This window comes from Sedimentitalea sp. (genome assembly GCF_039973035.1).
Taxonomy (GTDB): domain Bacteria; phylum Pseudomonadota; class Alphaproteobacteria; order Rhodobacterales; family Rhodobacteraceae; genus Sedimentitalea.
This window is the reverse complement of record NZ_JBDWLR010000078.1, coordinates 130,138-143,308: the sequence shown is the minus strand read 5'-3', so window position 1 is coordinate 143,308 and position 13,171 is coordinate 130,138. Positions and strand designations below refer to the sequence as shown.

The 13,171-nt window shown below is 58.0% G+C and carries 12 protein-coding genes and 1 riboswitch; of the genes, 8 read left to right on the top strand and 4 right to left on the bottom strand.

From position 1 onward, the window contains the following. Window positions 1–3 precede the first annotated feature (3 nt). The 6 genes from ABJO75_RS19185 to ABJO75_RS19160 all read left to right on the top strand — a co-directional run bounded on the left by ABJO75_RS19185 (window position 4) and on the right by ABJO75_RS19160 (window position 7,548). The gene (locus tag ABJO75_RS19185) at window positions 4–1,680 is read left to right on the top strand and encodes a formate--tetrahydrofolate ligase (protein ID WP_348124353.1); all 1,677 of its coding nucleotides are present in this window, start codon (window positions 4–6) and stop codon (window positions 1,678–1,680) included. A gap of 12 nt (window positions 1,681–1,692) precedes the next feature. Continuing rightward, window positions 1,693–2,547, top strand: coding sequence for a universal stress protein (locus ABJO75_RS19180; protein WP_348124351.1), 855 nt, complete (start codon window positions 1,693–1,695; stop codon window positions 2,545–2,547). A gap of 117 nt (window positions 2,548–2,664) precedes the next feature. After that, complete coding sequence (locus tag ABJO75_RS19175; protein ID WP_348124349.1) at window positions 2,665–3,627, top strand: tripartite tricarboxylate transporter substrate binding protein; 963 nt, start codon at window positions 2,665–2,667, stop codon at window positions 3,625–3,627. Between the two features lie 42 nt (window positions 3,628–3,669). Continuing rightward, entirely contained in the window at window positions 3,670–4,173 is a 504-nt protein-coding gene (locus ABJO75_RS19170) for a tripartite tricarboxylate transporter TctB family protein (RefSeq protein WP_348124347.1), read from the top strand. Window positions 4,174–4,215: 42 nt separating this feature from the next. Then, on the top strand, window positions 4,216–5,730 hold the full coding sequence (locus tag ABJO75_RS19165; RefSeq protein ID WP_348124345.1) for a tripartite tricarboxylate transporter permease: 1,515 nt from the start codon (window positions 4,216–4,218) through the stop codon (window positions 5,728–5,730). 60 nt (window positions 5,731–5,790) lie between these two features. Beyond that, window positions 5,791–7,548 carry a hypothetical protein gene (locus ABJO75_RS19160; protein WP_348124343.1) on the top strand — a complete coding sequence of 586 codons (1,758 nt, stop codon included), beginning with the start codon at window positions 5,791–5,793 and terminating at the stop codon, window positions 7,546–7,548. 21 nt (window positions 7,549–7,569) lie between these two features. Here the strand turns inward: ABJO75_RS19160 and ABJO75_RS19155 are convergent, their stop codons facing one another. Both ABJO75_RS19155 and ABJO75_RS19150 read right to left on the bottom strand, forming a co-directional pair. Further along, complete coding sequence (locus ABJO75_RS19155; protein WP_348124341.1) at window positions 7,570–8,094, bottom strand: porin family protein; 525 nt, start codon at window positions 8,092–8,094, stop codon at window positions 7,570–7,572. A gap of 105 nt (window positions 8,095–8,199) precedes the next feature. Continuing rightward, entirely contained in the window at window positions 8,200–9,189 is a 990-nt protein-coding gene (locus tag ABJO75_RS19150; protein WP_348124339.1) for an NAD(P)H-quinone oxidoreductase, read from the bottom strand. Window positions 9,190–9,378: 189 nt separating this feature from the next. Here ABJO75_RS19150 and cobO point away from each other — a divergent pair, with 189 nt between their 5' ends. Further along, window positions 9,379–9,987 (top strand): cob(I)yrinic acid a,c-diamide adenosyltransferase, encoded by a 609-nt coding sequence (gene cobO / locus ABJO75_RS19145; protein ID WP_348124337.1) that lies wholly within the window; start codon window positions 9,379–9,381, stop codon window positions 9,985–9,987. 6 nt (window positions 9,988–9,993) lie between these two features. Further along, a complete protein-coding gene (locus tag ABJO75_RS19140; RefSeq protein ID WP_348124335.1) occupies window positions 9,994–11,439 on the top strand; it encodes a cobyric acid synthase in 1,446 nt (481 codons plus the stop codon). On the opposite strand, the gene cobF is transcribed toward ABJO75_RS19140, so the two are convergent. Both cobF and ABJO75_RS19130 read right to left on the bottom strand, forming a co-directional pair. Then, window positions 11,436–12,176, bottom strand: a complete 741-nt coding sequence (gene cobF, locus ABJO75_RS19135; protein WP_348124333.1) for a precorrin-6A synthase (deacetylating) — start codon at window positions 12,174–12,176, stop codon at window positions 11,436–11,438. The genes ABJO75_RS19140 and cobF overlap by 4 nt on opposite strands. 59 nt (window positions 12,177–12,235) lie before the next feature. Beyond that, window positions 12,236–12,913 carry an energy-coupling factor ABC transporter permease gene (locus tag ABJO75_RS19130; RefSeq protein WP_348124331.1) on the bottom strand — a complete coding sequence of 226 codons (678 nt, stop codon included), beginning with the start codon at window positions 12,911–12,913 and terminating at the stop codon, window positions 12,236–12,238. Window positions 12,914–12,960: 47 nt separating this feature from the next. Next, window positions 12,961–13,153, bottom strand: a riboswitch (cobalamin riboswitch). Between the last annotated feature and the right edge of the window lie 18 nt (window positions 13,154–13,171).

The following is a 13,171-nucleotide window of genomic DNA, read 5'->3' as shown; positions in this document are numbered from 1 at the left end:
ATCATGGCCTTTAAAACGGATATCGAGATAGCGCGCGAAGCGGTCAAGAAACCGATTCAGGAGATTGGCGACAAGCTCGGGATTTCAAGCGATGATCTTGTGCCTTACGGGCATGACAAGGCAAAGGTCTCGGCCGAATTCATTGCCAAGGCGCGGGGCAACAAGGACGGCAAGCTGATCCTTGTTACAGCGATCAATCCGACGCCTGCAGGCGAAGGCAAGACGACGACGACGGTGGGGCTTGGTGATGGTCTGAACCGGATCGGCAAGAAGGCGATGGTCTGTATCCGCGAGGCGAGCCTTGGTCCCTGTTTCGGGATGAAGGGCGGCGCGGCAGGCGGCGGGCTGGCACAGGTTGTGCCGATGGAGGACATGAACCTCCATTTCACCGGTGATTTCCACGCGATCACCAGTGCCCACAACCTGCTCAGCGCGATGATCGACAACCATATTTATTGGGGCAACGAGCTGCGCATCGACCAGCGTCGGGTGGTCTGGCGTCGGGTCATGGACATGAACGACCGGGCGCTGCGTGATATCGTGACCAGCCTTGGCGGCGTTGCCAATGGTTTCCCACGCCAGGCGGGTTTTGACATTACCGTTGCATCCGAGGTGATGGCGATCCTTTGCCTCGCGTCCGATCTCGAAGATCTACAAAAACGGCTCGGTGATATCATCGTTGCCTATCGTCGCGACCGTTCACCGGTCTACTGCCGCGATATCAAGGCAGACGGGGCGATGACGGTCTTGCTCAAGGACGCGATGCAACCGAACTTGGTGCAAACGCTCGAACACAACCCGGCCTTTGTACATGGTGGCCCCTTTGCGAACATCGCGCATGGTTGCAACTCGGTCGTAGCGACCACCACCGCATTGAAACTGGCGGATTACGTGGTGACCGAGGCCGGATTTGGCGCCGATCTGGGTGCCGAGAAATTCATGAACATCAAATGTCGCAAGGCCGGAATCGCGCCGAGTGTTGTGGTGCTGGTTGCCACGGTGCGGGCGATGAAGATGAACGGTGGCGTGGCCAAGGCCGATCTGGGCGACGAAAACGTCGAGGCGGTCAACAAAGGCTGCGCCAATCTGGGTCGTCACATCGAAAACCTCAAAGGTTTTGGCGTTCCGGTGGTCGTGGCGATCAACCATTTTGTGACCGACACCGACGCCGAGGTCGACGCGGTCAAAGCCTATGTGCGGGGGCAGGGGTCCGAAGCGATCTTGTCGCGGCATTGGGAACTGGGTTCGGAAGGGTCCGAGGATCTGGCTCGCCGTGTTGCCGAGGTTGCGGATTCGGGCATGGCCTCGTTCTCGCCGATCTATCCGGACGACATGGGCCTGTTGGACAAGATCAAGACCATCGCCACCCGCATCTATCGTGCCGACGAGGTTCTGGCCGACAAGAAGATTCGCGATCAGCTTAAGCAATGGGAGGAGGCCGGATATGGCAACCTGCCGATCTGTATGGCCAAGACGCAATACAGCTTTACCACCGATCCCAACCGGCGCGGCGCGCCGACCGGGCACAGCGTTCCGGTCCGTGAGGTGCGGCTGAGCGCGGGGGCTGGCTTTATCGTGGTGATCTGCGGCGAAATCATGACCATGCCCGGTCTGCCCAGAGTGCCCTCGTCAGAGGCCATCATGCTGAATGATCAGGGTCAGATCGACGGCCTGTTCTGAGGAAGTGACGCTATGATACGCAAAATCCTGGTTCCGGTACGTGGCGATGGCAAGGGCGACAACGTGCTCGCCCACGCCGCCGTACTCGCCCATCGCAACAACAGTCACGTGGTGGTCACCCATTGCCGGGCCCGTCCCGAAGACCTGTTGCCTTTTGGGGTTCCGCTTCCGGCGGTGTTTCGCAAGCAGATGATGAAGCAGGCCGAGGAACTCGCGGATGTCGAAGAAGCCGGAATGCGCGAAGAATTGCGGGCGCTGGTCGACAAGCTGGGTCTGACGACGAATGGCGACCGTCATGCGGATATGGCCACGGCGGAATGGGTCGAAGAAACCGGCAAGCAGGTTGATGTGATCCGGCGGCACGGTCGCCTTGCGGACGTGATCGCCGTGCCACAGCCGGATGTTGACAGGAACCTTGGCGCAAACACGCTGAAGGCGGCCCTGTTTCGGACCGGACGCCCGGTATTGATGGTGCCCAACGGCGTCGAACCGCCTGCAAAGCTGTGCGAGCATGTCACCGTGGCGTGGAACGGGTCGATGGAGGCCTCCCGCGCAGTCACGATGACCCTGCCGATCCTACGGGCCGCCGGAAAAGTGACGATCCTGACATCTGGTGGAGAACCGAATGCGGCGACAGCCGCGGATTTGCAAGATTACCTATTGGCCCATGAGATCACTGCCGAGATTCACAGGTTTGAAGGTGCTCGCAGAGTTGGGCCGGCGCTGCTCGCATCCAGCAAGGAAGTGGGGGCTGATACCCTGATCATGGGGGCCTATGGCGACAGCCACGAAAAAGAGACAGTCTTTGGCGGCAATACGCAACATATTGTCGACCAAGCAAAAATGCCCGTGATTCTGGTGCACTGAGGAGAGCGCCATGACACGATTGAGCGAAGGGAGACAATAACAGATCCGCCGACCCAAACGGTGGGCCGTGTGGCGCGACACTTTCGCGTGACCTAAGAACTATCCTGGGAGGATAACATGACTCTTACTAAGCGTATGTTTGTCAAACTGGCCGGCGCGACCGCGCTCGCTGGCATGATTGCGGGCCCCGCTGCGGCGTGGGAACCGACCAAGCCGGTGGATTTCGTCATCATGGCGGGCGCGGGCGGCGGTGCCGACCAAATCGCCCGTTTCCTGCAATCTGTTGCTGAAAAGAAGGACCTCACAGGGCGTCCGCTTGTGCCCAACAACAAGGGTGGTGGATCAGGTGCCGAGGCGCTGATCGCACTGAAAGGCGCGAGCGATCCGGATCATTCGATTCTGGTGACGCTGAACTCGTTCTTCACCACACCCTTGCGCCAGGAAAACCTGGGTATTGATGTTCAGACCTTTACGCCGGTGGCGATGATGGGCGTTGATCCCTTTGTTCTGTGGGTTCACAAGGACAGCGGTATCACCAACTTTGACGACTGGCTCGCCAAGGTCAAAGAAGGTGGCTATGTCATGGGCGGTACGGGCAAGGGGCAAGAAGACAGCCTTGTCATCACCTACCTTGAGCAAGCCTATGATCTGGATATCAAGTATATCCCTTACAAAGGCGGCGGCGCCGTGGCCAAAGATCTGGCCGGTCAGCAGATCATGGCGAGCGTGAACAACCCGGCAGAGGCCAAGGGCTTTTACGCATCGGGTGACGTGGTACCACTTGTTGCCTTCTCGGACGAACGGCTTCCGGCCTTCCCGGATGTTCCAACCATCAAGGAACTGGGCAAGGACTTCAGCTATTACAACCAGCGTGCCGTAGTCGGAGCACCCGGAATGTCGGATGAAGCAGCGGCCTATTATCAGGACCTGTTCAAGACCATCTACGACACCGAGGAATGGCAGGAATACATGACTTCCGAAAGCCTGTCGCCGCTCTGGATGGAGGCTGACGCGCAGAAGGAATACTGGAACACCCAGGTCGAACGTCACAAGGAACTGCTCGCCACGATGGGCGAGTAATCCCGGACAACCTGCACAATCTCGGATTTTAAGGAGGGCAAAATGCGCCTTGCAGAAATCGTCACCGCGGGGGTTCTTGCCCTCCTCTCCATCTACCTGATGTGGAAGAGCACCGAGCTGAATGTGGGTTATATCACAGGCGAAGGCCCCGGCGGCGGGGCCTGGCCATTCTGGCTCGCTGGTATCATGCTGATCTGCACCGTCATGATCGCGATCAACTGGTATCGGCAAACCTCGCCTCCGTCCCGGTCTGACGAACCGCTGCTTGACGGCTATGGCAAGCGCACTCTGGTTTTGGTCGGCGGCGGTCTCTTGGGATTTATCGCTCTGACCGGCATCATCTCGATGTATGGCGCGATGGCGGTGTTTCTACTCTATTACCTGCGGTTTCTGGGGCGACACACCTGGACGCTGACCTTGATCCTGTCCATCTCAATACCGATAGGATTCTTCTTTTTCTTCGAGGCGCTTATGCGGATCACGCTGCCCAAAGGAATGAAGTTCACCGAACCGTTCTACAACATTCTCTACTCGATCATCTACTGACCCGGCCAGCTCACGCGCGCACGGTAACGGAGGACTACTGCCATGGAAATTCTGGGGCTACTGACGGACGGCATCATGACGTCTCTCATGCCGATCAATATCTTGCTGATACTGGTCGGGGTGACGTTGGGCCTTTTCATCGGTGCGATGCCGGGATTGGGCTCAGTGAACGGGGTGGCGATCCTGTTGCCGATTACGTTCCTGGTGCCGCCGGGGTCCGCGATCATCTTCCTTGCCGCGATCTATTACGGCGCGATGTATGGTGGTGCGATCAGTTCGATCACCCTGGGCATTCCGGGGGCTTCCACCGCCGTGGCGACCACGTTTGACGGTCGACCATTGGCGATGAAGGGCCGGGCGAGTCTGGCGCTGGTGACAGCGGCGCTTGCCTCCTTCATTGGCGGGACGGTTTCCAACGTTCTGTTCACGGTGTTCGCTCCGTTGTTGGCCAAGGTCGCCCTGATTTTTGGTCCGCCGGAAATCTTTGCGCTGATGCTGCTCGCCTTTGCGACATTTGTCGGGTTGGGTGGCGACGACATTCCCAAGACCATTCTGTCGATCTGCCTTGGCCTTGTCTTTGCCGCCGTCGGATTTGACGAAATCTCAGGGGCCCCGCGACTGGTATTCTTTGATATCTCCGGCTTCCTGCATGGTATCAACTTCCTCGTGCTGGCCATCGGGGTCTATGGCATCGGCGAGATGATATGGACGATAGAAAGTACGAGGGGAGAGATAACCACGACCGAGGCGAAGATGTCGGTCAAGGGTATTGTCTCAGACTCCAAAGAAGGCATGAAACGCGGCTGGAAGGGCACTGCCATCGGGTCTGTCTTGGGCTTTTTTGTGGGCATCCTGCCCGCGGCGGGTGCGACGCCCGGCTCGCTCATGTCCTACGGCGTGGCCAAGCTGGTCGCCAAAAAACCCGACGAATTCGGCAAAGGACATCCAGGCGGTGTTGCTGCTCCGGAAGCGGCCAATAACTCGGCCTCGACGGGTGCCATGCTGCCGATGCTGACACTGGGTATTCCCGGCTCGCCCACCACGGCGATCCTGCTGGGTGGCATGGTGATCTGGGGTCTGACACCGGGCCCGCGTCTCTTTACCGATCAGCCCGACTTTGTTTGGGGCTTGATCGGGTCGTTTTACATCTCCAACTTCTTTGCTCTAATCGTGAACCTCGCGTTCATCCCACTGTTCATCTGGATGCTGCGTATGCCGTTCACGGTTCTCGCGCCACTGATCTTTGTACTGTCGGTTGTGGGTGGCTATGCTGCGACACAGGATATGCATGACGTCTGGTTGATGCTGGGCTTTGGCTTTGGCGCCTTCTTCTTGCGCAAGCTGGACTATCCTCTGGCCCCGGCGGTTCTCGCAATCGTGCTTGGCCCGATCGCCGAGCCGACCCTGCGGCAATCGCTGCTGCTGTCGTCGGGCGATGCGACGATCTTTTTCACGCGCCCAATTGCTGGACCAATTACCGTTATCGCGATCATCCTGATCCTGTTGCCGCTGTTCAAGGCGATCCGTGATCGGTCGCGCAAGGCCAGCGAGGCCTAGACCCAACATCCCACCTGCACTTTTGGTGGCAGGTGGGATGTCCAAATCGGAGGAACTGTCATGGCTGACGACACCGAAGACTTCAATGCCTGGAACCCGGGACTGAACTCGGAAATCCCGGCGCAGCTGATGCCGATGGTCACGCTTTACAGACCCGAAGCATCAATGGTCACCTACGCCGAGGCCAAGGAAGCGGCAGAGTTCTGCGGGCGAAAGCCTATGGAGATGAACGCCTTTACCGCCAGCCGCCTTGTCCGCCATGAACTGTTGATCCGACTGATGGCCGATATCAACGTGCCGGATGGCCCTGAATATCCGGAATTGGGCGAGCATCTGAGGTCAATGGCGCAGACCATTCTGGATGGTTACATCGCGCCGAAAATGGACGCGCTGGAGCTTGAGTTTGATCGACTGCGGGACAGGATCAAACAACGTCTCACGGCGCGCCTCGAACAGGATATCTATGCACGCAGCAATGCGGATCAAGGCAAAACCGAAGGGTTGCTCGCACGGCTAGGTCTGCAAAAACCAAAGCCCGGAGAGGCATCAGAGGCACCCGAAATACTGGCCTTGGTTCAATGGAAAGATGAAATCGACAAGCCGGGCGACGCCTTTGAACATGCCTGTTTGCAGGGGCTCTTGGCGATAGTCGGTGGAATCGTGGGTCAACGCGGGCGGCTGTTTGCGGAACGCGATCTTGTGCTGCAATGGGCGACCAACTGGGTGTCCAACAGCTATGGCACCCATCGGATCGGCCAGCAAATTCAACCGATGATCAAAGAGGCCGTACGGCGCGAAGGGTATCGTACGCTCCCCTTTCAGTCTGCACCGCTGTTCATGAGCGTTAAGGGCGGCCCCGGCGCTGGAAAAAGCACATTGCGACCACTGCAACGGGAACTGGCAGGACGGCTCAACGTGCCGTGGGAGGATTTTGCCAAGATCAGTCCGGATTATTGCCGAAAATTCCTGCTGGATTACGACGGTCTTGGCGCGGATTATCGCTATGCGTCTTCGTTTACCGCGCAAGAGCTAGAGATCATCGACAAGAAGATCGACACCTATATGGAGGCGAAGGCGGCGAATTCAGAGATGCCGCATGTGCTCGTTGATCGTTTCCGCTTTGACAGCTTTATGCCCGCGCCTTACCAGAAACCGGGTGGCACCCTGCTCAGCCGTTTTGCCGACACAGTCTATCTTTTTTTCATGATCACCCCGCCCGCGGATACGGTTGAACGGGCGTGGCAACGCGGGCTGAAAACCGGGCGCTATAAGGCGCTGGATGACATGCTGCATTTCAATATCGAGGCGAATATCGGCATGCCTCAGCTGTTCTTTAACTGGGTCAAGAAGACCAATCAGAAAATCCATTTCGAGTTTCTGGACAACAGCGTACCTCTCGGCGAACGCCCGAAAACCGCGGCATTCGGATGGAACGACAGTATCACCATCCTCGATCCAGACTGTATGCGCAGCATGGGCCGTTATCACAACATCAACATAGACGCCCGCAGCCCCGACGAGGTTCTGCTGCCCGGTGATCCGCCCGGCGAGGATATTCTGGCCGAATGCATGACCCGCGTTGCCAATGTGACCTTTGCGGATCAGGAAAGTCTTGAGATTGGCGCGCAGACGCGGGACGGGGTTTGCGTTTACGCCCGCGCGGATTACCTTGACGGGCTGTCGCTTAGCGATGTTTGCAAGCGTCTCGCCGAACGCAGTGGTCGAACGTCCGCCGTTTCAGACGAGCCTTCCGATGCCACTCCGATTGAAATCGAAGCGGATCGTAAATTTACCGTGGGGCAGTGGGCAGGCGGTTGACGCGATCCACCAGTTCAAGTTTCAGAACTGGTAGGCGAGCCGTATGCGGAGTGAGGTGATGTCCATCTCGATTCCTTCAAATTCATAGGAATCTCGGAGCCATTCAGCGCCCAGAACAAGGAAGTCATTCACCTTGTAGTCGAGTCCAAAGCCGATCGCGGTTCCATCCTCGTTTTCGCCGGTTCCATCGCCGATCTCGCTGTACCCATAGGTGCCATACAGTAAGACAGAGCCAAGATCATAGCCCAGCCGTGCCTTGACACGCCGGGTCATCAGATCATGTGCGAAAGGCATCTCGGTGTAGTTCAACTTGTCGACGTTCAGCTCGCCACCCAGCACAATTTTATTACCGAAGGCGTGGTTGTATCCGGCGATCAGACCATAGGTGCCAGAGTCTTCGCTGATGGTGCGACCATAGTACGTCATTTCGGTTTCGATCGTGCCAAACTGCCCGCCGGCATAGAAGCCAGTCCAGCCTTCAGCGGCAGCAATAGACGGTGCGGTGGCAAAGATCACAAGTAGACCCGACCTTATCAGGCTTTTCATCGGCGATTCCCCTTAAGCGGTATTCAGTTGCCGATAACATGCCAAATAAGTGTGTACACTTCGCTATTTCTGGGATGGCCGTTTTTGTTTGCTTGACTTCTGGTGTCAGGCGGCGGGTGCCAACAGGATTTTCCCGCGATGTGCGGCCTCTTCCATCATTGCGTGCGCCTGGGCGGCTTGATCAAAGGGGAACACGTGGTGAGTCTGGGCAGACAGTTGGTCCGAGGCGAACATCGGCCAGACCTTGTCACGCAGATCGGCCGCAACCTCGGTCTTGAAGCTCTCGGGGCGCGAGCGCAGGGTTGAGCCGGTATAGATCAACCGCTTCAGCATGATCGGCATCAGGTTTATTTCGACCTTGGAGCCGGCATTGAACGCCAATTGCACGATCCGGGCATCCGGGCTGGCCGCCTTGACGTTGCGGGCAACATAATCGCCGCCGATGATGTCCAGAATGAGGTTGGCGCCCCCGGCCTCGCGCACCACATCGACAAAATCTTCTTCGTTAAAGTTGATCGCACGCTCGGCCCCAAGGTTTTGGGCATAGGCGCAGTCATCTGCGTTGGCACAGGTTGTGAAAACGCGCATCCCCAAGGCGTTGCCCAACTGGATCGCCGTTGACCCGATGCCCCCTGCACCCCCATGTACCAACAGCAAATTACCCTTTGGATTGGGGTGCTCAAAGAACAGGTTGCTCCATACGGTAAAGTAAGTTTCGCACAGTCCGGCGGCGTCCTGCTCGGCGATACCCTCGGGAATTGGCAGGCAATGCCCGGCGTCCACCGCGACGTATTCCGCATATCCGCCGCCATTGGTCAGCGCGCAAACCCGGTCCCCCACGGACCAGTTGGTGACGTCTGAACCGATCGCGCAAACTTCGCCCGACACTTCCAGACCCAAGAGATCTGATGCACCTTTGGGTGGCGGATAGTGACCACGCCGCTGAACCAGATCGGGGCCGTTGACGCCAGCTGCCGTCACATGGATCAAAACTTCGCTGCTCTGAGGAATCGGCAACTCACGCTCGCCCGTTACCAGAACCTCGGCCTTGCCGGGTTCGCGCATCTCTACCGTTTTCATGGTATCAGGCAGCATTCAACTTCTCCGGTTCAGGCACCTTGGTTTGCGCAAAACCCTATGATTTTTGGGAATAAATGGCAAACAATAAGCCACATGAAACACCGCTATTTACTCGAAAATCGATTCCAGAGACCATCGCGTTTACCCGGTCGCTGGTATAGACAGAGTTAACGCAGATTTTGCCCCGACGCACAGGACAGAACAATGGAAGACGAGAACAAGCGCCATCAGGAGAAGATGCGCAAGATCAAGGCTGCGCGCGACCGGATGATGGCCACCAAGATCGACAAGAAGGGGCTGATCATCGTGCATACCGGGCCGGGCAAGGGTAAGTCCTCGTCTGGGTTTGGTATGGTGATGCGCTGCATTGCGCATGGGATGCCTTGTGCCGTCGTGCAGTTCATCAAAGGCAACTGGAAAACCGGAGAGGCCGATTTTCTGCGCGCGAAATTCGCCGATGAATGTACCTTTGTGATTTCGGGCGAAGGCTTTACCTGGGAAACGCAGGACCGCGAGCGGGATATCGCGGCAGCCCGGGCGGGCTGGGAAAAAGCGAAAGACCTGATCCGCAACCCCGAGATCGGCTTTGTTCTGCTTGACGAAATCAACATCGCACTGCGGTACGATTACCTCGATATCGATGAGGTCGTCGATTTCCTGATGACCGAAAAGCCAGAAATGACCCATGTTGTTCTGACCGGGCGCAACGCCAAGCCTGAGCTGATCGAGGCGGCCGATTTGGTGACCGAGATGACATTGGTCAAACATCCCTTCCGCGATGGCATCAAGGCGCAGGCCGGCGTGGAGTTCTGAGGCCCAATGCCTGCGCTGATGATTCAGGGCACGGGGTCTAATGTGGGGAAATCCATGTTGGTTGCCGGATTGTGCCGCGCCGCGCGGCGGCGTGGGCTGTCGGTTGCGCCCTTCAAGCCGCAGAACATGTCAAACAATGCCGCAGTCACGGTGGATGGCGGCGAGATCGGGCGCGCGCAGGCGATGCAGGCACTGGCCTGCGGGTTGGAGCCGCATACCGATATGAACCCGGTCTTGCTGAAGCCTGAAACCGATGTCGGCGCGCATGTGGTGGTGCAGGGCCAGCATCGAACGACCGTCCGGGCGCGGGATTATTCGGCGCTGAAACCGACACTCATGCAGGCCGTGCTCGAGAGCTTTGGGCGGCTCAAACAAGCGCATGATCTTGTCATCGTCGAAGGTGCAGGCAGCCCTGCCGAGGTCAATCTGCGTGCGGGCGACATTGCCAATATGGGCTTTGCCGTTGCCGCCGATGTGCCGGTTGTTCTGGCTGGTGACATCGACCGGGGCGGGGTGATTGCGCAGATGGTGGGCACGCAGGCCGTGCTGTCAGAGCAGGATGCGAGCATGGTTTCCGGTTTTCTCATCAACAAGTTTCGCGGCGACCCCAGCCTGTTTGATGATGGCTATGCGCTGATCGAACAGCGCACCGGGTGGTCGGGCTTTGGCGTTCTGCCGTGGTTTGCCGACGCTTGGAAACTACCTGCCGAGGACGCGCTGGATATCGCCTCGGCCCCGCATGAAGGCGCGTTTCATGTGATCTGTCTGGGGCTGTCGCGTATCGCGAATTTCGACGATCTTGACCCGCTTGCACAAGAACCAGGGCTGACGCTGACCATGCTGCGAGCCGGACAGCCGATCCCCGGAGATGCCGATCTGGTAATCCTGCCGGGGAGCAAATCTACCCGCGGCGACCTGGCCTTTCTGCGCGCGCAAGGCTGGGACATTGATCTTGCCGCTCATGTGCGGCGAGGGGGGCATGTGCTCGGCATCTGCGGCGGCTACCAGATGCTTGGGCAGGTTGTACGTGATCCGCTAGGTATCGAAGGGCCGGCAGGGGAAACGCCGGGGTTAGGTCTGTTGGATGTGACAACGGCGATGGAACCGGCGAAACGGCTGACGCGGGTTCAGGCAGAACATGTGCCATCTGGGCAAATGTTTGACGGTTATGAAATTCACATTGGGCAGACGACGGGCCCTGATTGCGCCCGCCCCTTTGCCCGTATCAATGGCGACGACGAAGGCGCGATCAGCGGCAATGGCCGGATCATGGGCAGCTATCTGCACGGACTCTTTCGTCATGATGGCTTTCGCGCAGCGTTTCTGGCCAACCTTGGTGCACAGAGCGATGGGCTGGAATATGATACGGCGGTAGAGGCGACCCTAGGTGCGCTTGCCGACCATATCGAGGCACATCTGGACCTGCCGGGGCTGTTGTCTGTCGCCCGCTAACCCCGGCGCCGCAGTAAATAGATATCCATGATCCAGCCATGATCCGTGCGTGCCTGCGCCCGTGTGGTTCGGATCTGCTCGGCGACCTGATCCAGTGGCCCGTTAATCAGGATTTCTTCGGCCATACCGACATAAGCCCCCCACCAGATGTCATATTGCGTGGCATCCAGCGTGCCGAAAGAGCATTCGCCGTCTAGCATGATTACAGCGGTTTCCACGCCTTCCGGCCACCCATTGTCGCGCAACTGTCGACCGGTGCTTACGGTAAAAGGGGCCCCGATCTCATTCACAGGGATCGCATGTGCGGCTGTGAGTGCCTGCAGTGCGGTGATGCCGGGAATCACGTGGGTTTGCGGTTTGGGGGCGAGCCGCGCGGCGATGCGCAACGAACTGTCGTAAAGCGACGGATCGCCCCAGACCAACAATGCGACGACCTTGGCGCTCGGATGGGTCGCAATCGCGGCCTGCCAGCGTTCGGCAATTGCATCGTGCCAGGCATCTACTCCACGCAAATACCCATCATCATCACGTCGTTTGGGGATGTAGAAATAGGCAAGGCTCGGGAGAGTTTCGGTAACAGAACCAATGATCGTTTCCCGCACACCGGCAAGGTCCGATTTTCCGGCCCCCTTGCGCGGGATCATGATCAGGTCCGCGCGCCGGATGGCCTCGGCACCCTGGCGGGTAACATGATCCGGGTTTCCGGTTCCGATCCCGATCAGCAAAAGTTCTTGCATGGCAAACAAAAGGCCCCGTCACGAAACCGGACGGGGCCTTTCCCTAAATCTCGGACGAATTAAGCGGCGTTGTGCAGGCGGTCTGTCACCAACCCGGAATCACGCAAACCTTTCATCGATTTGGCACCGGCCAGAACGGCCAGATCGATCAACGGTTCGATCAGAACAACCATCATATAGGCCAGTCCAAAGCTGGTGACCGAAGCAAAGGTCTCGGCACCAACGCCTTGACCGTAGAACGCCCAAAAGGCGACCCAAGCGACAACACCACCCTGATAGGCGGCGGACAGTTTGAACACGTCCATGTATTTCAGGTCGACATAGGCCACATTCTGCGGCAGCGCCTTGCGCGCGAGGGCGCCAATGGCAAAGAGTGGCACCAGCAGGGTGGTGATGTTGACGAAATACATCGGCATATCAGACGGAGCAAAGAAGATGCCCTGTATCGCCAGCCCGGCCATCAATCCCACGGCTGCAGGCGCAATCCCGAGGATCAGCAACAAAGTGGTCCCTAGGATAAAATGCACTTCGGAAATTCCGACGGGGAAATGCGGCAACAACTCGAAAAAGATGAACACTGCGACGGTCGCAAGCGCGCTGCGTGCCACAAAGGATGGGACGGAACGGGTTTTCAGCTCATCGGCAATCAGCTTTAGCGAATAACCAGCAGCCGCAGCCGCTGTGCCATAGGCCAGAACCATTTTGGCGCCGTGGACAACTCCGGGTTCGATATGCATTTTCAATCTCCTTGCCGCCAACCCCGGCGGTATTACATGGCCGACGATGCGACCGGTTTCATCACGGCAGGTTTCCTGACTTTCGGATCATCGCATGCGTTGTCCCTTCCCGGCGGCGTGCCAGTGGTTACGTTAACGCATGCTCCCCTATTACAGTTGCGGGGGCAGTCCGGGAATTTCACCCTGTTCCCTATTATCCCAGACCTTGCGAGCCTGGGCACCGTATTCCTCTTCATGAGTTACAGAAGCGTCTTGCGT

Bases quoted from the DNA above. Each gene is read 5' to 3' on its own strand.
- ABJO75_RS19185 (WP_348124353.1), top strand. From the start codon at position 4: ATGGCCTTTAAAACGGATATCGAGATAGCGCGCGAAGCGGTCAAGAAA.
- ABJO75_RS19180 (WP_348124351.1), top strand. From the start codon at position 1,693: ATGATACGCAAAATCCTGGTTCCGGTACGTGGCGATGGCAAGGGCGAC.
- ABJO75_RS19175 (WP_348124349.1), top strand. From the start codon at position 2,665: ATGACTCTTACTAAGCGTATGTTTGTCAAACTGGCCGGCGCGACCGCG.
- ABJO75_RS19170 (WP_348124347.1), top strand. From the start codon at position 3,670: ATGCGCCTTGCAGAAATCGTCACCGCGGGGGTTCTTGCCCTCCTCTCC.
- ABJO75_RS19165 (WP_348124345.1), top strand. From the start codon at position 4,216: ATGGAAATTCTGGGGCTACTGACGGACGGCATCATGACGTCTCTCATG.
- ABJO75_RS19160 (WP_348124343.1), top strand. From the start codon at position 5,791: ATGGCTGACGACACCGAAGACTTCAATGCCTGGAACCCGGGACTGAAC.
- ABJO75_RS19155 (WP_348124341.1), bottom strand. From the start codon at position 8,094: ATGAAAAGCCTGATAAGGTCGGGTCTACTTGTGATCTTTGCCACCGCA.
- ABJO75_RS19150 (WP_348124339.1), bottom strand. From the start codon at position 9,189: ATGCTGCCTGATACCATGAAAACGGTAGAGATGCGCGAACCCGGCAAG.
- cobO (WP_348124337.1), top strand. From the start codon at position 9,379: ATGGAAGACGAGAACAAGCGCCATCAGGAGAAGATGCGCAAGATCAAG.
- ABJO75_RS19140 (WP_348124335.1), top strand. From the start codon at position 9,994: ATGCCTGCGCTGATGATTCAGGGCACGGGGTCTAATGTGGGGAAATCC.
- cobF (WP_348124333.1), bottom strand. From the start codon at position 12,176: ATGCAAGAACTTTTGCTGATCGGGATCGGAACCGGAAACCCGGATCAT.
- ABJO75_RS19130 (WP_348124331.1), bottom strand. From the start codon at position 12,913: ATGCATATCGAACCCGGAGTTGTCCACGGCGCCAAAATGGTTCTGGCC.